Source organism: Streptomyces sp. UW30 (assembly GCF_008042075.1).
GTDB lineage: Bacteria > Actinomycetota > Actinomycetes > Streptomycetales > Streptomycetaceae > Streptomyces.
In genome coordinates, this window is sequence record NZ_RDBN01000037.1 from 1,690,326 (window position 1) to 1,709,099 (window position 18,774).

Sequence of the window (18,774 nt, forward strand, 5' to 3'; positions counted from 1 at the left end):
GGGGCCCCTCATGCTGGTGGATATTTCTAGGTGCGGGAAGGGGTGGCGTGGCCTGGCGTTTGAGGTGATCCGTACGACTTTCGCAGGGACGTTCGGCTGCGGCGAAGGTCTGCCCTCCCTGTGCTCGGGCGTCTGCGTGTAGCTGACGGGATAGCCGTTTAGGACGATTTACGGTGTCTTGATGCGACTCGTGCCGAGATGGGCCTTGCTTTCGTCGGGCGCTGCGCCTGTCGTGCTGATCGGCGGGTGGACGGTCGCGGCGAGGCTGCAAGGCCCCGCCTACGACCCCGTCACGCAGACGATCAGCGTCCTGGCGGCCTACGGCGCCGCGGGATTCTGGGTGATGACCGTGGCGTTCGGCGCACTGGGCGTCTGCCATCTGTTCACCGCGCTGGGCCTGCGGGCGGCCGCGCTCCCGGGGCGTGTGGCGCTGGCCGCCGGGGGAGTGACGGCCTGTGTGGTGGCGCTGATCCCGCCCCCGAGCAGCGGAGGGTCCCTGCGCCACGGCGCGGTCGCCACGGTCGGCTTCGCGCTCCTCGCCCTGTGGCCGGTGCTGGCCGCGGTTCGCCGGGGCACCCCACCCTGGGGGCTCAGGCTCGTACCGTCCGTAGCGGCCACCCTGCTGATGTTGGTCAGCGCCGCCTGGTTCCTGATCGAGATGCGCTACGACGGCGCCGTCGGCGTCGCCGAACGCTTTGTGACGTCCGTTCAGGCCCTGTGGCCCTTCGTGGTCGTCGCCACGTGCCTGCGCCGGCGTCGCGACGACGGGGCCCGCCCCCTGACCGAAATGGCGGACTAGGTCCGGGAACTCCCGGCCCCGCGGGCCCGACTCCTGTAGCGGTACGTACCTCAGGAGGCCGGTGATGAAAGAACCCCAGCAGTCCTCTCGCGGGGCGGACGCGGTGCTGCGCGCACTCGCGCCACCGCCCGCCCTCTGCGGGTTCCTGCTGCTGCTCGCCCTGATCTTCACGGCGTCGTACGCCGTCGGAGCCGTCTCCGGGCCCGTCGCGCCCGGCATGCACGGCCCCGGAACGAGCGGCGACGGCGGCGGCACGGACACCGGGGACACCGGGGACATGGGGGACATGGGGGACATGGACATGCGGCACGGGAGCGGCAGCTGATGGCCACCGAACCGGCACCCCCGATGACCACCACGGACCTGACCGTCGGCGGGATGACCTGCGCGGCCTGTGTACGGCGGGTGGAGAAGAAGCTCGCGAAACTGGAGGGCGTGACCGCGACGGTCAATCTCGCCACCGGGCGCGCCCGGGTGAGCCATCCACCGGAAGTCCGTCCCGAGGAACTCGTCGCGACCGTCGAACAGGCCGGATACACGGCCGCCCTGCCCGAGCCGCCGAAGAGGCCGGAGCGCCGCGACGATGGGGCGAGCGGGGGCGGACGGGAGTCCGAGGACGACCGGTCGGAGCGGGACCGGCTGCTGGTCACGGCACTGCTCGCGCTGCCGGTGCTCGTGCTGTCGATGGTGCCCGCCTGGCAGTTCCGCAACTGGCAGTGGCTCTGCTTCGTGCTGGCCGCGCCGGTCGCCGTGTGGAGTTCCTGGCCGTTCCACGTGCGGGCGGTGCGCGGGCTGCGTCACTCGACGGCGACGATGGACACACTGGTCTCCCTCGGCGTCGCGGCGTCCTTCTCCTGGTCGGCGTACGCCCTGTTCCTCGGGGGTGCGGGCGCACCCGGGATGCGCATGCCGTTCAGCCTGCTGCCCTCCGCCCCGGACGGCGTGGCGCACGTCTACCTGGAAGCGGCCGTCGGCGTCCCGCTGTTCGTGCTGGCCGGCCGGTTCCTGGAGGCGCGGGCACGCCACGGCACCGGGGCGGCGCTGCGCTCACTCGCCCGGCTCGCCGCCAAGGAAGTGTCGGTACGGGAGGACGGCGTCGAACGCCTCGTCGCCATCGAGGAGTTGACGGTCGGGCAGATCTTCGTCGTACGGCCCGGCGAGCGGGTCGCCACCGACGGTGAGGTGGCTGAGGGCAACTCCGCCGTGGACCTGTCGCTGGTCACCGGGGAGAGCGACCCGGTCGAGGTCGGGCCCGGCTCCGCGGTGGTGGGCGGCGCCGTCAACGAGGGTGGGATGCTGCTGGTGCGGGCCACGGCCGTGGGCGCGGACACCCAACTGGCCCGGATCGCACGGCTGGTGACGGACGCCCAGGCCGGCAAGGCGCGAGCGCAGCGGCTGGCCGACGCCGTGGCCGGGGTGTTCGTGCCCGCGGTGCTGGCGCTGGCCGTCACCGTGCTCGGGTTCTGGCTGGGGGCGGGGGCCGATCCGCAGGCGGCGATCACCGCCTGTGTGGCCGTCCTGGTCGTGGCGTGCCCCTGCGCGCTGGGCCTGGCGATCCCGACCGCGCTGATGGCGGCCACCGGACGCGGCGCGCAACTCGGCGTCCTGGTCCGGGGCCCGCAGGCCCTGGAGGGCCTCCAGCACATCGACACCGTCGTCCTCGACAAGACCGGCACCCTCACCTCCGGGCACATGACCGTCACCCGCGTCACGGCCGTGCCCGGCGGGCTCGGCAAGGACGCCGTGCTGCGGCTGGCCGGTGCCGTGGAACAGGGCTCGGAACATCCGCTGGGACGCGCGATCGTCGCGTACGCCCGCAGGACCCTGCCCGAGCGCGAGGCGTTGCCCGAGGTGCGGGACTTCCGCGCGCGGGCGGGCCGGGGCGTGCGCGGCGACGTCGAGGGGCGACTCGTCGAAGTCCTCGCACCGGACGAGGAGTTGCCGACGGCGCTGGCGGACGCCCTCCCGGCGGCGGAGGCGGCCGCGCACACTCCCGTCGTCGTCCGCGTCGACGGCGCCGCGCAGGCGCTGATCGAGATCGGGGACGTCGTACGCCCCGGCAGCTACCGGGCCGTGGACCGGCTGCGGCGCCTCGGCGTGCACCCGGTGCTCGCCACCGGCGACCACGAGGCACCGGCCCGCGCCGTCGCCCGCGCCCTCGGCATCGAGGAGGTGCACGCGCGCCGCACACCCGAGGACAAGGCGGACCTCGTACGGGAGTTGAGGGCACAGGGCCGCCGGGTCGCGGTCGTCGGCGACGGCGTCAACGACGCGGCCGCGCTGGCCGGCGCCGACCTCGGCATCGCCATGGGCACCGGCACGGACGTGGCGATCGGCGCCGCGGACGTGACCCTGGTGCGCGGGGACATCGAGGCTCTCGGGGACGCGGTCCGGCTCGCCCGGCGCACCCTGGGCACGATCCGCGCCAATCTGCTGTGGGCCTTCGGCTACAACCTGGTGACCGTGCCGCTCGCCATGGTCGGCCTGCTCAACCCCATGGTTGCCGCGGTGGCCATGTCGGCGAGCTCCTTGCTCGTGGTGGGCAACAGCCTGCGGTTGCGGGCCTGGCAGCCGGCACCCGCTCGCAGCCGTGAGCACGCCGGAGTCGAGGGACGGACGCTCGCCATCGCCGACGGAGGTCGTACCCGATGACCCTTCCCACAGCCGAGCGAGCGGCAGGACCCCTGTCCTGGCGCCCGACCCGCCGTCGGGTCGCCGACGGGCTGCTCGCCGCGCTCGCGCCGATCGCCGCCTGCGCCGTCGCGCTGGGCGGCCTGACCACCTGGGTCGGCACCGGCAACGCGGGCAGCCCGGCGCGGATCGCGGTCGCCGATGGGCGGGTCTTCCTGCCGTACGGCGACGCCCGGGACACCGCCGCGTTCTTCCGGATCACCAACTCCGGGGGCGCGGACGACCGGCTGCTGAAGGTGACGTCGCCCGAGGTCCAGGGCGAGGCGACACTCAGCCGCCACCGCATGATGAGCGGCAACGCGGCGTCCGCGCGGACGGTGGACTCGGCGCGCGTCCCGGCCGGCGGCGGCCTCGCCATGTCCCCGTACGGACTGGACGTGACCCTGCGGGCCGATCCGGCATGGCAGGCGGGCACCTATGTGCCGTTCACCCTCCACTTCGAGCGTGGCGGGCGGATCGAGGTACAGGCGGCGGTGGTCCGCCCCGGCGAGGGTGAGTGAGGCCGGCCTCACATCTCCACTTGTCGGTCGACGTGTGCGCCGGGTTCCCTCCGGCCGATGTGTCCTGTATCACTCTTCTGGGCTTGAGTGCGGTAAGGGGGTGTTGTGCGTACCCACCCGTGACGAGTGGGCCCAGGATGCGAGGATGAGGGCCGTCATGACTGCTGGGTGGGGTGTGCGCACGATACGGGCCGCGGTGTTCGCGTCCGTCTGTGTGCTGCTCGCCGCCCTCGGCCACGTCCTCATGTCGGGGCAGACGGTGCCCTGGTGGACGCTTGCGGCCGGTGCCGTCCTGACGGGCGGCGCGGGATGGTGCCTGGCGGGCCGGGAGCGCGGACTGCCCCTGGTGGTGTCCGTCGTGGTCGCCGCCCAGGGTGGGCTGCACACAGCGTTCGAGTACGCCCAGTCCTCCACCGCCACCGCACAGGACATGAGCTCCATGTCCTCGCACCCAGGCTCCATGGATCCCATGTCCGTGGACGCCATGAGTTCCGTGAATTCCATGGGTTCCGTGGGTTCCATGTCCATGGGGCACATGGGTACGGAGCACATGGACATGGGTCACCAGATGGGTGGCACATCCTCGCTCGGCATGTTCGCCGCCCACACCCTCGCCGCGCTGCTGTGCGGCCTGTGGCTGGGCCACGGTGAGCGTGCCGCGTTCCGCATCCTGCGGGCCGTCGCCGGATGGCTGGCCGCCCCGCTGCGGCTGTCCCTCGCCCTGCCCGCGCCACCGCACCGTCCACGGCTCAGCCCGCGGCGCGGTCGCTCCGACCGGGCGCCACGGCTGCTCCCCCTCGTCCACACGATCACCTCTCGGGGGCCTCCGGCCGGGATCGCTGTCATCTGAGACAGCCGGTTCCCCGAGGCGTACGGACACGGACGCCGACTCGTCGACAGCCGCGAAGGCGTCGAGCCGTCGAGTCGTCGACGCCGACCGTGCCTCGGGCCTCGGCCGTACCTGCCGTACGGCCGTGTCCCTTGCTTCCCCGGAACTCCCCGGCACGGCGTGCCCGTACGTCTCACGCAGCCATGCCGGCGCCGACACCGTCGGTGCCCGCCTGTGTGCCGGAGTCCGGACTACCTGAGAAGGAACCAGGTGATCACTCCTGCCCTGCCCTCCTCACGCGCGACCCGCGTGAGGCACACGAAGGCGGACAACAGCTCCACGACCGCCTCCCGCGACGAGTCGACGACCGCGTGGGCGCTGGCGGCCGGCGGCGGTGACCCGGACGCGACCGACCGTTTCGTCCGCGCGCTGCACCGCGACGTCGTGCGCTACGTGGCGCATCTGTCCGCCGATCCGCAGGCCGCCGACGACCTGGCGCAGGACACGTTCCTGCGGGCGCTCGGCAGCCTGCACCGGTTCGAGGGCCGTTCCTCGGCGCGGGCGTGGCTGCTGTCCATCGCGCGGCGCGCGGTGATCGACAGTCACCGCTATGCGGCCGCCCGGCCGCGGCTGTACGACACCGACGACTGGACGCTGATGGCGGAACGCGCCCAGCCGGCCGGCCTGCCCGGCTTCGACGACGGCATCGCGCTGCTCGACCTGCTGGAAGCGCTGCCCGACGAGCGCCGCGAGGCGTTCGTCCTGACCCAGATGGTGGGCCTGCCGTACGCGGAGGCGGCCGAGATGAGCGACTGCCCCGTCGGGACGGTCCGCTCGCGCGTGGCCCGCGCCCGGGCGACCCTCGTCGAGCTGCTGGCGGAGGCCGAGACCGAGGTCGCGGACGATGCCGTGGCCATGGCCGAACCGGCCGTCGTGGCGGCCTGACCGGAACCCGGTGTCGGTTCCCCCTGCCGGGAACTGACACCGGGTTCGCCCCGACTACTGGATCGGGCGGCGGATCTCCGCCCTTGCGTCCAGTGGATCCAGGGGAGTTTTCGATGCGTTCTCGTGTGGGGCGGGCCATGACGGCCGCGGTGCTCGGCGGCCTGCTGGCGTCAGGCTGCGGCAGCGGGAACAGCGACGGCGACAACGCGAGCCCCGCCGCCGGCAAGGGCGACTCCGGCGGCTACCCGGTCACCGTCACCGACTGCACCGGCGCCGGGACCACCTTCACCTCGGCCCCGAAGAACATCGTCACGAGCAACGCCTCCAGCCTGGAACTGCTGTTGCGGCTGGGTGCCGGTGACAGGGTCGTGGGCACCGGCTTCCCGCCCGGCAAGGGCACCCTCCCGGGCGAACTCGACACGCAGGCACAGCAGGTGAAGGTGCTCGGCGACACCGTGATCCCCAAGGAGAAACTCCTCGGCTCCGGCGCCGACCTGTACATCGACACCTTCGCCTCGATGAACATGGGCGGCGGGATGGGGGACGCGCCGACCGAGGAGGAGTTCAAGGCGGCCGGCATCAAGCACACCTTCCTGAAGTCCACGGCGTGCGCCGCCATGAGTAAGAGTCCGGTCACCGACCTGTCCGCCGTCGAGGACGACATCACCTCCCTCGGCGCGGTCACGGGCACGAGCGCGAAGGCGAAGGAACTGGTCGACGGCATGAAGCAGAAGGTGGACGCCGTCCGTAAGGCCGTGGCCGGCACGCCCGAGAGCGAGCGGCCGACCTACTTCTTCTTCGACTACGACGCCGGCACCAAGCAGCCCATGGCCGTCTGCAACCGCCAGCTCGCCCACGCGGTCATCACGCTCGCCGGGGCCCGCAACGCGTTCGCCGACTGCGACGGCGACTACAAGCAGGTCGGCTGGGAGGACGTGATCGCGAAGAACCCGGACTGGATCCAGCTCGGCGTACGCAACCGGGGCAGTGAGGCCGCGAACAAGAAGGCGTTCGACGAGGTGCAGAAGTGGCTGGAGTCCAACTCCGCCACCAAGGGCCTGAACGCCGTCAAGGAGGGCCACTTCCTGCGTATCGGCTCCGAGCGGACCACCATCGCCGGGGTCGAGAACGCCGACACCGTCGAGGAGATCGCGAAGACGCTCTACCCGGGCAAGGTCGGCTGACCGTGACGTCCTTGCTGTCGCGGCGCGAGACGGCTCCGCAGGCACGCACGGCGCGCGTCGGGTTGCTGGCGTCGGTACTGGGCGTCGTGCTCCTGGCCGCGCTGACGGCCGCCGTGGCCTGGGGCTCGACGTCCGTCCCGCCCGCAGAGGTGTGGAGCGTGGTGTGGCACCGGCTGTCCGGCGATACGCCACGTCCGGGCACGAACGACCTGATCGTCTGGCAACTCCGCGTCCCGCGCGCCCTGTTGGCGGCCCTCGTCGGAGCCGGGCTCGGTCTCGTCGGCACGGCGGTGCAGGCGCTGGTGCGCAACCCGCTGGCCGATCCGTACCTCCTGGGCATCTCCAACGGTGCCTCCCTCGGCGCGGTCGCCGCGATCGTGCTCGGGGTCGGGGCCGGTGGCGCGCTGGGGCTCGGGCTGTCCGGGGCGGCCTTCGCCGGAGCCCTGGCCACCTTCGCGCTCGTGTGGGCCGTGGCCCGCAGGGGCGGTGGGTTCGCGCCGCTTCGGCTGGTGCTGGCCGGGGTGGCGATCGGACAGTTCCTCTCCGGGTTCACCAGCTATCTCGTGCTCCAGGCCGGCGACGAGCAGCAGACCCACAGCGTGCTGTTCTGGCTCATGGGCAGCCTCAGCGGCGCGAACTGGGACCTGCTGGCCGTCCCGGCGGTCGCGGTACCGGCCGGGTGGCTGTGCCTCCAGGCGCGTGCCCGGGGCCTGAACGCCCTCCTGATGGGCGACGAGACCGCGGCCGGGCTCGGCATCGACGTCACCCGGCTGCGACGCGAACTGTTCACGGTGACCAGCGTGCTCACCGGTGTCCTGGTGGCCGTCTCGGGCGCGATCGCGTTCGTCGCGCTGATGGTGCCGCACGTCTGCCGCCTGGTCGTCGGCGGGGACCACCGCCGCCTGCTGCCCGTCTCGGCACTGTTCGGGGCGCTGCTCCTGGTCGTGGTCGACATCGTCTGCCGTACGGCCATGGACACGCAGGAACTGCCGGTCGGCGTCGTGACCTCGCTGATCGGTGCTCCGGCCATGCTCTATCTGCTGGACCGGCGCCTGGGGAGCGGCAGTTGAGGATCTCGGGGAGCGCAACTTGAGGATCGACATCGAGGACCTGCACGTCGCGTACGCCGGCCGCACGGTCGTCTCCGGCGCCCGACTCATCGCGGCTCAGGGCGAGATCACCGGCCTCGTCGGGCCGAACGGCAGCGGCAAGTCCACACTCCTGCGCACCGTCTACCGGCATCTGAAGCCGGCCGCCGGCCGGGTCCTGCTGTCCGGCACCGACCTGCGCAGACTGAGCCCCGCCGAGGCGGCCCGCCATGTCGCGGCGCTCCCGCAGGAGCGGGGCGACGACTTCGAGCTGACCGTCCGCGAGGTCGTCGCCATGGGCCGTACGCCCTACAAGCGGGCCTTCGCCGGGGAGGACAGCACCGACCGGGACGTCGTCGCCCGCGCCCTCGCGGACGTCGGCATGGAGCGGCACACCGCGCGCCGGTTCACGGAACTGTCCGGCGGGGAGCGCCAACGCGTCCTGCTGGCCCGCGCCTTCGCCCAGCAGCCGGACGTCCTGGTCCTGGACGAGCCCACCAACCACCTCGACATCCGCCACCAGGTCGAACTGCTCGCCCTGCTCCGGGCGGGACGCCGGACGACCCTGGTGTCGCTGCACGACCTCAACGCCGCCGCCTCCGTCTGCGACCGGCTGCACGTCCTGCACGACGGCCAGGTGGTCGCCTCCGGTTCACCCCGCGAGGTGCTGCGACCGGCACTGCTGGCCGAGGTGTTCGGCGTACGGGCGACCGTCGTGGACCATCCGCTGACCGGCGACCCGCTGATCGCCTTCGATCATCGGGCCCCGGCCGACGGGCCGGACGGCACGGGCGTCCCCAAGTCGGCCCCGAGCGCTGTCTCGGGGGCTGGTCCCGGGCGCTCACATCGGTGAGCGCCCACGATCGCGAAGGGTTACGAACTATGAGCGACATCCAAGGCATTGGCGGCCTGGACCCGGTGGCCACCTTCTGCGGCGACTGCGACTGCGGCTGCCCGCAACTCTTCGTCGACCCCGGCGCCCCGGCCGAGCGCCGGGTGGTCCTCACGGACGACTTCGGACAACGGGTGCAGATGAGCGCGGACCAGTTCTCGTCGCTGGTCGCGGAGGCCAAGTCCGGCAAGCTGGACGGCATCGCCACGGCCTGACTCCGCAATTCATCATATTTCCGGCCACGCTCGGGAACTCGGCCCCGGGCGCTCCCGACCTCTGGAACGAGGCTGTCGACCGCAGTCGATCGTGAGGGGGAGGGGCGCGAGGGTGAAGGACCGCTGGGTTCTCGTGGCCGTGGCGGGCGCGCTGTCGTTCGTGGCCATGCTCGACATGAACATCGTCAACGTGGCGCTGGCCGACATCTCCGCCGGCCTGCACGTCTCGGCCACGACGGCACAGTGGGCGGCACTGGCCTACCAACTCCCGGTCGTCGCCCTGCTGTTGCCGGTCGGCCGGTGGCTGGACGGCATGGGCACCCGGCCCGCGCTGCTGGCGGCGACCGGTGGCTTCGCGCTGTTCGGTGCTCTTGCCGCACTGGCCCCCTGGGCGGCCTGGCTGATCGTGGCCCGGATCGGACAGGGCATGTGCGCGGCGGTGCTGTTCGTGCTGATGCCGGTGCTGGTGATCCGCGCCGTACGGCCCGCCGCCCGCGGCCGGGCGATGAGCGTGCCCGCGACGCTCGGCCCGCTCGGCGCGATGACCGGCCCTGCGGTGGGCGGGCTGCTCCTCGACCACCTGGGCTGGCGCTGGGTCTTCCTGGTCAAGATCCCGTTCTGTCTGCTGGCCCTCGCCCTGGCCTGGAAGGCGATGCCCGAGGACGGAGCGTGGCGCGCGCCGGATCGGCGGTTCCTGGCTGACACGCTGCTCGTGGGCGGGGGACTGGCCATGCTGCTGCTCGCCTTCACGCTGGGATCCGGGCGACCGCCGTGGGTGCTGCTCGCGCTCGCCGCGCCGGTGCCGCTGTGGTGGTGGCTGCGCGGGCCCGGCGGCCGTCCGGTGACCGGAGTCCTGCGGGCGGCGGGGCTGTTCCGGGCGCATGGCGCGGTCCTCGCGCTGGCCGCCGGGTTCGCCGCGATGCACTACGTGGTCGCCCTGCACCTCCAGCGGGACGAGGGAGTCAGCGCCACCGCGACCGGGCTGACCGTGCTCGCCTTCCCGCTCGGCATGGGGCTGGCCGGACCGCTCGGAGGCCGGCTCGCGGACCGGTACGGCCTCCGGCCCGTCGCGGTCACCGGCGCCGCCCTCACCGCCGCCGGCCTCCTCCTGCTGATCCCGCTCGGCGACGACTGGTCGCCGCCCGACGTGGCCTGGCGGCTGGCGCTGGCCGGCCTCGGCATGGGCCTGAGCGGCGGCCCGACACAGGCCCTAGTCATGGGCGCCGCCCCGGCGGAGCGGACCGCCACCGTCGGCTCCACGGTGCAGGTCGCCCGCAGCCTCGGCTTCACCATCGGCCCCGCCCTGGCCACCGCCGCCTGGGCCCTGGCCGGTTCCGGCGACGGCGCGCGGGCCGGGCTGACGCTTGCCGCACTGGCCGCCTGCCTGGCCGTACCCCTGCTCGCGCTGCCCGGCCGGCCGGCCGCCGCCGTGCCCGAGCCGACCGACGACACCGTCTCGACCTGATCCAGGAGTTCCCATGTGTGGAATCACCGGCTGGGCGTCCTTCCACCGCGACGCCCGCACCCAGGCCCCGGTTATCGAGGCCATGACCGCCGAGCTCGCCCCGCGCGGCCCCGACGCCGGGGGCGTGTGGCTGGGCGAGCATGCCGCAATCGGCCACCGCCGCCTGTCCGTCATCGACCTCGAAGGCGGCGCACAGCCGATGACCGACCGGCCGCACGAGCCGACGGCCGTGCTGAGTTACAGCGGCGAGGTCTACAACCACCACGAACTGCGAGCCGAACTCCGGGGCCGCGGGCACGCCTTTTGCACCCGCAGCGACACCGAGGTCGTGCTGCGCGCCTACGCCGAGTGGGGCGAGGCGGTCGCCGACCACCTCGACGGCATGTTCGCGTTCGCCGTCTGGGACGAGCGCGCCCAGCGGCTGCTCCTCGTCCGCGACCGGCTCGGCGTCAAACCGCTGTACTGGGCGGCCGTCGACGGCGGGCTCGCCTTCGCCTCCGAGCCCAAGGCGCTCTTCCGGCACCCCGGGATACGGCCCCGGGTGGACGCGGACGGACTCCGGGAGGCGTACAGCCTGCTGTTCAACACCGGGCCGACCGTATGGTCCGGCGTACGGGAGGTGGAGCCGGGCGGCCTGCTCGTCCTGGACCGGGACGGCATCCGCGAACGCCGCTACTGGCAACTGGAGGCCGGCGCGCACACCGATGACCGGGACGCGACCGTCGCACACGTCAACGATCTGGTGAGCAACGCCGCCCGCGGCCAACTCGAAGCGGACGTCCCCCTGTGCAGTCTCCTCTCCGGCGGCATCGACTCCACCGTCCTGACCGCCCTGCTCGCCGACGAACTCCGGCTGCGCGAGGGCCCGGACGCCCGGATCCGCTCCTACGCCGTCGACTACAGCGACCAGGCCGAGCAGTTCACCGGTGACGTCCTGCGCACCGGCCACGACACCCCGTACGCCATCGAGGCGGGCGCGTTCATCGGCACCGACCACAGCACGGTCGTACTGGACCCGCGCGCCCTGCTCGACCTTGAACACCGCAAGGCCGTCGTCGTGGCCCGCGACTCGCCGATCGGCGTCGGCGACATGGACACGTCCCTCTACCTCCTGTTCGGGGAGATACGGAAGCACTCCACCGTCGCCCTGTCCGGCGAAGCCGCCGACGAGGTCTTCGGCGGCTACCCCTGGTTCCACCACCCCGAGGCACTCGCGGCCTCGACCTTCCCCTGGCTGCTCGTCACCGGCGACGAGGCCGCCATGCCGCTCAACCCCGAACTCGACCTGCGCATCGCCGAGTTCCGCGACGACACCTACCGCACCGCCCTGGCCGCCGTGCCCCACCTCGACGGCGAGAGTCCGGTCGAGCACCGGCAACGCGAGATGCAGCACCTGTCCCTGACCCGCTGGCTGCGCCAACTCCTGCACCGCAAGGACCGGTTGAGCATGGCGCAGGGACTGGAGGTCCGCGTCCCGTACTGCGACCACCGGCTCGTCCAGTACGCCTTCGACGCGCCTTGGGCGCTGAAGAGCTTCGACGGCCGGGAGAAGAGCCTGCTGCGCGCCGCCGGAGCGGGACTGGCCCCCGACTCGGTGCTGCACCGACCCAAGAACCACTACCCGGCCACCCACCACCCCGACTACAACCGCGGCCTGCAGAACCTCGCCCGTGACGCCCTGTCCGACGAGCGGGTCCGGGGGCTGGCCGACGAGACCCGGATCAAGCCCTGCCTCGACACCCCGCCCGAGCGCCTGGAGTGGGGCCACCGCCTCCGCCTCGAACGCGTCGTCGACCTCGCCCTGTGGCTGGACCACCACCAGCCCGAACTCGCCCTCTGAGGAGCGCCACCACCCATGACCACCCAGGAGCAGCAGCCACTCACCGAACCGGTGCCGCTGATGGGCTGCCCGTACAAGGCCGACCCCTATCCGCTGTACGAGCGGATGCGCGAGGCCGGGCCGGTCCACCAGGTCCTCTTCCCCAGCGGGGTACAGGCGTGGCTCGTCACCGGATACGACGCCGCCCACGAAGCGCTGAACGACGACCGGCTCGGCAAGAACCACGAGCGGGGCAACGACCGCTGGCGGGCCCGCGCCTCGATCATGCCCGAGCCGCAGCACTCCCGCCTCCAGGTCCATCTCCTCCACCAGGACCCGCCGAAGCACACGCACATGCGGCGCTTTGTCACGGACGCCTTCACGCCGCGCCGCGTCGAGCGGCTGACGCCCCGCTTCCAGGAGCTGGCCGACGCCCTCGTCGACGCTCTTGCGGACACCGGCCCCGCCGACCTCGTCGCCGGGTTCGCCGCCCGCTTCCCCTTCCAGGTCCTCGCCGAAGTCATCGGACTGCCACAGGAGTTGGCGGCCCGCTTCGACCGCGACTGGGGCAAGGTCGTCCAGCCGGTCGGGCCCACGGACCCGGGGCGGCCCGCGTACGAAGCCCGACTGCACGGCCTGCAGAGCTATATCGCCGAGGTGGTCGCGCACAAGCGGGAGCACGGGGACGGCGATCTGCTCGGCCGTCTGGTCGAGGCCCGCGACCGGGGCGAACTCTCCCAGGAAGAGCTGGACTCGATGATCTTCCAGCTGCTGGTCGCCGGCCAGGAACCGGTCACGAACCAGATCACCACGGCCCTGATCGCCCTGTTCCGCCACCCCGACCAGCTCGCCCGGCTGCGTGACGACCCGGGCCTCATGCCTCGCGCGGTCGAGGAACTCCTGCGCCACGACAGCGCCTTCGAGCTCACCACCTGGCGTTTCTTCGACCAGGACAGCGACCTGCACGGCACCGAGGTCCCGGCCGGGGACTCCGTGATCGTCTCCCTGTGCGCCGCGAACCGCGACCCACGCCGCTTCCCCGACCCCGACGCCCTCGATCTCGACCGCAGCCCCAACCCCCACCTCGCCTTCGGCCACGGCATCCACTTCTGCCCCGGCGCCGCCCTCGCCCGCGCCGAACTCCGCATCGCCCTCGGCACCCTGCTGACACGGCTCCCCGGACTGCACCTCGCCATCAGGGACGAGGACATCGAATGGATCCCGGCCGTCCTGGGCCGCGGCACGAACCACCTGCCCGTCGGCTACGACCGACGGCTGTGACCCCGYCAGCCGCCTGACCCACCCACTTCACCGGCAGCGCCCGGCCCCCCTGCCGAGGCGCCATGCCGCCCTGCCCGCACGCCCCCCTGGAGGAGCGACATGCTGCTGACCACCGCACCGGACACCCTCCCCGAGACCACCGCCACCCGGATCCTGAACCTGCTCCTGCCGCACCACCGCACCACCGACGAGGACCGCGCCCCGGCCGAGGCCTTCCCGTGCCAGCTGCGCCGGATCGCCGACTTCGTCCGAGAGGACGCCCCCGTCGTCCTCACCCTGCCCGGCTTCCCCTGCAAGTCCCCCAACCCGGCCAAGACCCTGGGCCACCTGCCCGACATGGGAGAACGCCTCTCCCTCGCCTTCCTCGACACACTGTGCACGCAGATCGAGAGGATCCACCCGCCCGGGGCCCGCGTCGTCATCTGCTCCGACGGCCATGTCTTCGGCGACCTGATCCGTGTCCCCGACCACCACATCGACGCCTACGCCGACGAACTGCGCGCGCTCATCAGGGAGTCGGACCTGAGCCACCTGTCCGTCTTCGACCTGCGCGACGTCCTCGGCGACCTCCCCCACGACACCAAGCGCGCCCACGTCCACGACCGCTACGCCCCCACCCTGGAGGCCCTGCGCACCGAGGTCCGCACCGACGCCCCCACCGTCGCGCTGTACCGGGGCATCACCCGCTTCCTCGTCGAGGACACGGCCGGCTTCAGCGGCACCCGCTCCGCCCTCCAACGCGAGTGCCGCAGCCGGGCGTACGGCGTCATCCAGCGCAGCCGGGCCTGGGGCGAGCTGATCGCCGAGCACCATCCGCGCGCCGTACGCCTGTCGATACACCCCCAGCCGGCCGGTGCCCCCAAGTTCGGCATCCGGCTCCTCGACGCCCCCGACGCCTGGACCACCCCCTGGCACTCCACGGCCCTGCGCGAGCCCGACGGCACCTGGATGCTCATGCCCCGCGCCAGGGCGCAGCTACTCGGCCGCCTGGTCCACCGGGACGGCAGACCGAGCCACTTCGAACGCCAACGCACCGACGATCACCGCTCGTCGGCGACCTCCCGCAGATACGCGCCGAGCCGCTCGACGGCCGACGGGTTGCGGGGGCTCTCGACCAGGTCGACGTAGTCCAGGACGAAGATCCGCTTGTGCTTGACGGCGGAGACGTGGCGCAGCGGCCCGTAGGAGAGCAGGAACTTCCGCTTCTGCTCGGCGCTCACATCGCCGTAGTCGCAGATCACGATGACGTCCGGGTCCCGCTCCACGACGCTCTCCCAGCCCACGGTGGTCCAGGAGTCCTCGACGTCGTGCATGAGGTTGGTCCCGCCGGCCTCGGTGATGATCTGCTCGGGGGCGGCGTAGCGGCCGGATGTGAAGGGCTGGTCCTGCCCGCTGTCGTACAGGAACACCTTCGGCCGGTCCGCACCCTTGGGGGCCCGGTCGTGCACCTCGGCGATCCGCTTCCTGAAGCCGGCGATCAGCGCGGCGGCCCGCCGCTCGACGTCGAACAGCTTCCCGAGGTTGGTGAGGTCGGTGTACAGGGCCTGAAGGGGCGGCATGATGCCGCGCGCGTTCTCCGTACGGCCGTTGCGGCAGGACTCGGTGAGGACGTACGAGGGGATGCCGAGCTTGTTCAGCGCGTCGGGCGTGAAGCCGCCTTCCTCGCGGAAGCCGTAGTTCCAGCCGGCGAAGACCAGGTCGGCGCGGGCGTCGAGGACGTTCTCCCTGGTGAGCTGGTCCTTCGACAGCCACTTCACCTTCTCGTAGCCGTCCTTCCACGGCACACCCGCCAGGTCGCCCTTGTCGTCGGGCATGGCGAACCCGGCCATGCGGTCCTCCAGACCGAGCGCGAACATCAGCTCGGTGATGCCGACGTCGTTGGTGACCACGCGTTCGGGGACCTTGTCGAAGGTGACCTTGCGGCCGCAGTTGGTGAGGGTGACCGCGGAGGACTTGGTCTCCGCCGCCTTCTCCACCGTGGCTCCACAGCCGGTCGCGGTGACGGTCGCGGCGAGGCAGAGGGCGGTGGCTATGAGCTTGCGCATGTGGGTCCTTGGGGGAGGAGGTCGAACAGGAGCTGGACCGCGCCGGTCTCCGGATGCCGTACCGGATGGGCGCGGACCCCGAACACGTCGGCGAGCAGCGTGGGCCGGAGGACGTCGTGCGGCGGGCCCGAGGCGACGATCCGGCCGCCGGCGACGACGTACAGGACGTCGCAGTGCGCGGCGGCCAGGTTGAGGTCGTGCAGGGCGGCCAGCAAGGTCAGTCCGCTGGAGCGCACCAGGGACAGCACGTCCAACTGGTGGGCGATGTCCAGGTGGTTGGTGGGCTCGTCCAGGACGAGCACCCTCGGCTGCTGGGCGAGCGCCCGCGCGATGAGCACGCGCTGCTTCTCGCCGCCGGACAGGGCGAGGAAGCCCCGCTCGGCGAGATGGGCGACGCCGGTGCGCTCCATGGCGGCGCCGCAGATCTCCCGGTCGGAGGCGGCCGTACGGCCGGTGTGCGGCAGCCGTCCCATGGCCACGACCTCGGCGACGGTGAAGTCGAACTCGGCCGACGACTCCTGCGGCAGCGCGGCCAGCACCCGGGCCGCCGCCCTGGGCGCCATCGCGTGCACGTCGTCCCCGTCCAGCCGCACCACGCCCCCGGCCGGCCGCAGCGCCCGGTACACACAGCGCAGCAGCGTGGACTTGCCGCTGCCGTTGGGGCCGACGAGCCCGACGAACGCCCCGCTGTCCACGGCGAGTCGGATGTCGTCGACCAGCCGCGCGCCGGCCGCCTCGACCGTGACTCCCTCGATGTCGAGCCGCATGCTCACCGGCCCCCGAACGCATAGCCGCCGCGCCGCATCAGCAGCACGAACGCGGGCACCCCGACGACGGCCGTGATCACGCCGACGGGCAGTTCGGCGGGGGCGAGCAGCAGTCGGGACAGCAGGTCCGCCCACACCAGCAGCACCGCCCCGGCGAGCGGCGCCACGGCCAGCACCCGCCGGTGATCGGCGCCCACCAGCATCCGTACGACATGCGGCACCATCAGCCCGACGAACCCGATGGCCCCGCTGACCGCCACCACGGTTCCGGTCACGGCGGCGGTGACCAGGAACAACTCCCTGCGCAGCCGCGCCGGTTGGACGCCGAGCGCCGCGGACGTCTCGTCCCCCATGGCGAGCGCGTTGAGCGTCTCGGCCCGCAGCCGCAGCCAGGCCCACCCGGCCGCCACGGTCACCGCGGCGAGCGGCACCTGCGCCCAGGTCGCGCCGCCCAGACTGCCCAGCAGCCACATCATCGCCGACCGGGCCGCCTCGCCGCGGGCCGCGCCGAACACCATGACGGTGGTGACGGCCTCGAAGCCGTACGCCAAAGCCGTCCCGGTCAGGATCAGCCGCAGCGGGGTGAGCCCGTGCGGCGACCGGGCCACGGCATACACCAGCGCCGTGGCCGCGAGCGCCGACGCGAAGGCGGACAGGGACAGCGCCCATACCCCCAGCCCCGCGAACACGCCCAGCAGGATCACGGCGTTGGCGCCCACCGCGGCGCCCGAGGAGATGCCCAGCACGAACGGATCGGCGAGCGCGTTGCGCACCATCGCCTGCACCGCCACCCCGACGGCCGCGAGCCCGGCCCCGACGACCGCGCCGAGCACTACGCGCGGCAGCCGGATCTCCCAGACGATCGTGTACGCGGCGACGTCCCGGGCGTCGATGCTCCCGCCGGTCAGCCCGGCCCCGAGCAGCCGCAGGACATCCGCCCACCCGATCCCGGCGGCCCCGAGCCCCACGCCGCACATCAGCGACACGAGCAGCAGCAGGGCCAGCCCCAGGACGAGCGGCAGCACGGGGAGGCGTGACGTACGGGATATCGGTGTCCGTGTCGGACTTGGGTGCACGGGCGGGCGGTCCTTCGCCTGGGGCCGCCTGTGAACGTGGAGCAGGAGACAGCCCGTACGACCGTGCCGGTCGCGCGGTCCCCTCTCGCAGTCCGCGGCGAGCATCAACGGGTCGCACCGACCACGGGCGATCGGGCTCGCGCGACGGACCACGAGGGCCGTCGCACACACCGTTGCGGGTCAGCGCCGGATTCTCACCGGACTTCCCCCGGGGAAGGCCCGGGGAGCGTAACAGACAGGGTTGCGCGGCAGGTGGGAGAGGGGCGGCTGCGGCGGCGTTGTCAGTGGGGTGTGTTATCCAGGTGGGGAGGGGATCTGGGAGGTGGCCCGATGCTGATCGACACGACCGCTCCGTCGGCCCGTGCCGCGGTGGAGGCGATCAGGACCGGCAACGTGACGGCGTTGCAGGACCTGCTCACCGCGCATCCGGGGCTGGCCACGGCGCGGGTGGGCGATATGAAGACCGCGCGGCCTCTGCTGCACATCGTCACCGACTGGCCCGGGCACCTGCCCGACGGTCCGCGAACGGTGACCGCGCTGGTCGCCGCGGGCGCGGACGTGAACGCCCGGTTCACCGGCGCGCACCGCGAGACCGCGCTGCACTGGGCGGCCAGCTGCGACGACGTGCCCGTGCTGGACGCCCTGCTCGACCTGGGCGCGGACATCGAGGCCGACGGCGGCGTCATCGGCGACGGGACGCCACTGGCGGACGCGGTGGCCTTCGGGCAGTGGAAGTGCGCCCGGCGCCTGGTGGAGCGGGGCGCACGGATGACCCTGTGGCAGGCCGCCGCCCTCGGCGAAGCCGACCGGGTCGCCGCCTTCTTCACCTCCGAGTCCGACCACCCTGCCGCCGAGGACGTCTCCGCCGCGCTGTGGTGCGCCTGCCACGGCGGGCAGCACCGGACGGCCGACTACCTGCTGCGACGCGGCGGTGACATCAACTGGATCGGCCACGACCGGCTGACCGCACTGGACGCCGCCCACCGCGAGGGTCACGACAGCCTGGTCACCTGGCTGCGCGAGCAGGGGGCGAAGTCCGCCGAGGAGTTGGAATGATGCCGTGCGGGGAGCGCGCATCCGACGTGCGGGCGCACGCCTCGGGGTGAAGACTGGGAGATGGCGGGGCCGCTGCGTCCTGCCGACATCGACACGTTGATACATCGACACGAGGTGCGAAC

The 18,774-nt window shown here is 72.7% G+C and carries 18 protein-coding genes and 1 riboswitch; of the genes, 15 read left to right on the plus strand and 3 right to left on the minus strand.

The annotated features are described in order from the left end of the window. Positions 1 to 181 precede the first annotated feature (181 nt). From EAO75_RS26460 to EAO75_RS26530, 14 genes are all read left to right on the plus strand, one after another. A complete protein-coding gene (locus EAO75_RS26460; protein ID WP_147997515.1) occupies positions 182 to 799 on the plus strand; it encodes a DUF998 domain-containing protein in 618 nt (205 codons plus the stop codon). 64 nt (positions 800 to 863) lie between these two features. Next, a complete protein-coding gene (locus tag EAO75_RS26465) occupies positions 864 to 1,124 on the plus strand; it encodes a hypothetical protein (RefSeq protein WP_147997516.1) in 261 nt (86 codons plus the stop codon). Then, entirely contained in the window at positions 1,124 to 3,451 is a 2,328-nt protein-coding gene (locus tag EAO75_RS26470) for a heavy metal translocating P-type ATPase (protein ID WP_147997517.1), read from the plus strand. The genes EAO75_RS26465 and EAO75_RS26470 overlap by 1 nt, the downstream gene beginning before the upstream one ends. Continuing rightward, entirely contained in the window at positions 3,448 to 3,990 is a 543-nt protein-coding gene (locus EAO75_RS26475) for a copper chaperone PCu(A)C (protein WP_147997518.1), read from the plus strand. Before EAO75_RS26470 ends, EAO75_RS26475 begins: the two co-directional genes overlap by 4 nt. 157 nt (positions 3,991 to 4,147) lie before the next feature. Next, a complete protein-coding gene (locus tag EAO75_RS46070; protein WP_187284580.1) occupies positions 4,148 to 4,840 on the plus strand; it encodes a hypothetical protein in 693 nt (230 codons plus the stop codon). Positions 4,841 to 5,089: 249 nt separating this feature from the next. Next, a complete protein-coding gene (locus EAO75_RS26490) occupies positions 5,090 to 5,764 on the plus strand; it encodes a sigma-70 family RNA polymerase sigma factor (protein WP_410092478.1) in 675 nt (224 codons plus the stop codon). Between the two features lie 113 nt (positions 5,765 to 5,877). Then, positions 5,878 to 6,948: an ABC transporter substrate-binding protein gene (locus tag EAO75_RS26495; protein WP_147997522.1), complete on the plus strand. Its 1,071-nt coding sequence runs from the start codon at positions 5,878 to 5,880 to the stop codon at positions 6,946 to 6,948. Between the two features lie 2 nt (positions 6,949 to 6,950). After that, entirely contained in the window at positions 6,951 to 8,018 is a 1,068-nt protein-coding gene (locus tag EAO75_RS26500) for a FecCD family ABC transporter permease (protein WP_187284581.1), read from the plus strand. 19 nt (positions 8,019 to 8,037) lie between these two features. Beyond that, complete coding sequence (locus tag EAO75_RS26505) at positions 8,038 to 8,889, plus strand: ABC transporter ATP-binding protein (RefSeq protein ID WP_261989413.1); 852 nt, start codon at positions 8,038 to 8,040, stop codon at positions 8,887 to 8,889. A 29-nt stretch (positions 8,890 to 8,918) separates the two neighbouring features. After that, a complete protein-coding gene (locus tag EAO75_RS26510; protein ID WP_147997523.1) occupies positions 8,919 to 9,143 on the plus strand; it encodes a hypothetical protein in 225 nt (74 codons plus the stop codon). A 112-nt stretch (positions 9,144 to 9,255) separates the two neighbouring features. Further along, on the plus strand, positions 9,256 to 10,608 hold the full coding sequence (locus EAO75_RS26515; RefSeq protein ID WP_261989414.1) for an MFS transporter: 1,353 nt from the start codon (positions 9,256 to 9,258) through the stop codon (positions 10,606 to 10,608). A gap of 13 nt (positions 10,609 to 10,621) precedes the next feature. Further along, positions 10,622 to 12,448 carry an asparagine synthase (glutamine-hydrolyzing) gene (gene asnB, locus EAO75_RS26520; protein ID WP_147997524.1) on the plus strand — a complete coding sequence of 609 codons (1,827 nt, stop codon included), beginning with the start codon at positions 10,622 to 10,624 and terminating at the stop codon, positions 12,446 to 12,448. A 15-nt stretch (positions 12,449 to 12,463) separates the two neighbouring features. Next, positions 12,464 to 13,708, plus strand: coding sequence for a cytochrome P450 family protein (locus tag EAO75_RS26525; RefSeq protein ID WP_147997525.1), 1,245 nt, complete (start codon positions 12,464 to 12,466; stop codon positions 13,706 to 13,708). 99 nt (positions 13,709 to 13,807) lie between these two features. Beyond that, positions 13,808 to 14,836 (plus strand): L-tyrosine/L-tryptophan isonitrile synthase family protein, encoded by a 1,029-nt coding sequence (locus tag EAO75_RS26530; RefSeq protein WP_147997526.1) that lies wholly within the window; start codon positions 13,808 to 13,810, stop codon positions 14,834 to 14,836. Here EAO75_RS26530 and EAO75_RS26535 read toward each other — a convergent pair. From EAO75_RS26535 to EAO75_RS26545, 3 genes are read right to left on the minus strand one after another with little or no spacing between them, the layout of a single operon-like run. Further along, complete coding sequence (locus EAO75_RS26535; protein ID WP_147997527.1) at positions 14,749 to 15,753, minus strand: ABC transporter substrate-binding protein; 1,005 nt, start codon at positions 15,751 to 15,753, stop codon at positions 14,749 to 14,751. The two genes, EAO75_RS26530 and EAO75_RS26535, sit on opposite strands and share 88 nt — an antisense overlap. Beyond that, positions 15,738 to 16,520 carry an ABC transporter ATP-binding protein gene (locus tag EAO75_RS26540; protein WP_147997528.1) on the minus strand — a complete coding sequence of 261 codons (783 nt, stop codon included), beginning with the start codon at positions 16,518 to 16,520 and terminating at the stop codon, positions 15,738 to 15,740. Before EAO75_RS26540 ends, EAO75_RS26535 begins: the two co-directional genes overlap by 16 nt. Before the next feature lie 2 nt (positions 16,521 to 16,522). Continuing rightward, positions 16,523 to 17,497, minus strand: a complete 975-nt coding sequence (locus tag EAO75_RS26545; RefSeq protein ID WP_410092487.1) for a FecCD family ABC transporter permease — start codon at positions 17,495 to 17,497, stop codon at positions 16,523 to 16,525. Between the two features lie 224 nt (positions 17,498 to 17,721). After that, a riboswitch (cobalamin riboswitch) is annotated at positions 17,722 to 17,805 on the minus strand. A gap of 121 nt (positions 17,806 to 17,926) precedes the next feature. On the opposite strand from EAO75_RS26545, the gene EAO75_RS26550 reads away from it, so the two are divergent. Beyond that, on the plus strand, positions 17,927 to 18,652 hold the full coding sequence (locus tag EAO75_RS26550) for an ankyrin repeat domain-containing protein (RefSeq protein WP_147997529.1): 726 nt from the start codon (positions 17,927 to 17,929) through the stop codon (positions 18,650 to 18,652). Positions 18,653 to 18,774: the final 122 nt, after the last annotated feature.

Coding starts and splice junctions, on each gene's coding strand:
- EAO75_RS26460 (WP_147997515.1), top strand. CDS start 182: ATGCGACTCGTGCCGAGATGGGCCTTGCTTTCGTCGGGCGCTGCGCCT.
- EAO75_RS26465 (WP_147997516.1), top strand. CDS start 864: ATGAAAGAACCCCAGCAGTCCTCTCGCGGGGCGGACGCGGTGCTGCGC.
- EAO75_RS26470 (WP_147997517.1), top strand. CDS start 1,124: ATGGCCACCGAACCGGCACCCCCGATGACCACCACGGACCTGACCGTC.
- EAO75_RS26475 (WP_147997518.1), top strand. CDS start 3,448: ATGACCCTTCCCACAGCCGAGCGAGCGGCAGGACCCCTGTCCTGGCGC.
- EAO75_RS46070 (WP_187284580.1), top strand. CDS start 4,148: ATGACTGCTGGGTGGGGTGTGCGCACGATACGGGCCGCGGTGTTCGCG.
- EAO75_RS26495 (WP_147997522.1), top strand. CDS start 5,878: ATGCGTTCTCGTGTGGGGCGGGCCATGACGGCCGCGGTGCTCGGCGGC.
- EAO75_RS26510 (WP_147997523.1), top strand. CDS start 8,919: ATGAGCGACATCCAAGGCATTGGCGGCCTGGACCCGGTGGCCACCTTC.
- asnB (WP_147997524.1), top strand. CDS start 10,622: ATGTGTGGAATCACCGGCTGGGCGTCCTTCCACCGCGACGCCCGCACC.
- EAO75_RS26525 (WP_147997525.1), top strand. CDS start 12,464: ATGACCACCCAGGAGCAGCAGCCACTCACCGAACCGGTGCCGCTGATG.
- EAO75_RS26530 (WP_147997526.1), top strand. CDS start 13,808: ATGCTGCTGACCACCGCACCGGACACCCTCCCCGAGACCACCGCCACC.
- EAO75_RS26535 (WP_147997527.1), bottom strand. CDS start 15,753: ATGCGCAAGCTCATAGCCACCGCCCTCTGCCTCGCCGCGACCGTCACC.
- EAO75_RS26540 (WP_147997528.1), bottom strand. CDS start 16,520: ATGCGGCTCGACATCGAGGGAGTCACGGTCGAGGCGGCCGGCGCGCGG.
- EAO75_RS26545 (WP_410092487.1), bottom strand. CDS start 17,497: ATGTGCGGCGTGGGGCTCGGGGCCGCCGGGATCGGGTGGGCGGATGTC.
- EAO75_RS26550 (WP_147997529.1), top strand. CDS start 17,927: ATGCTGATCGACACGACCGCTCCGTCGGCCCGTGCCGCGGTGGAGGCG.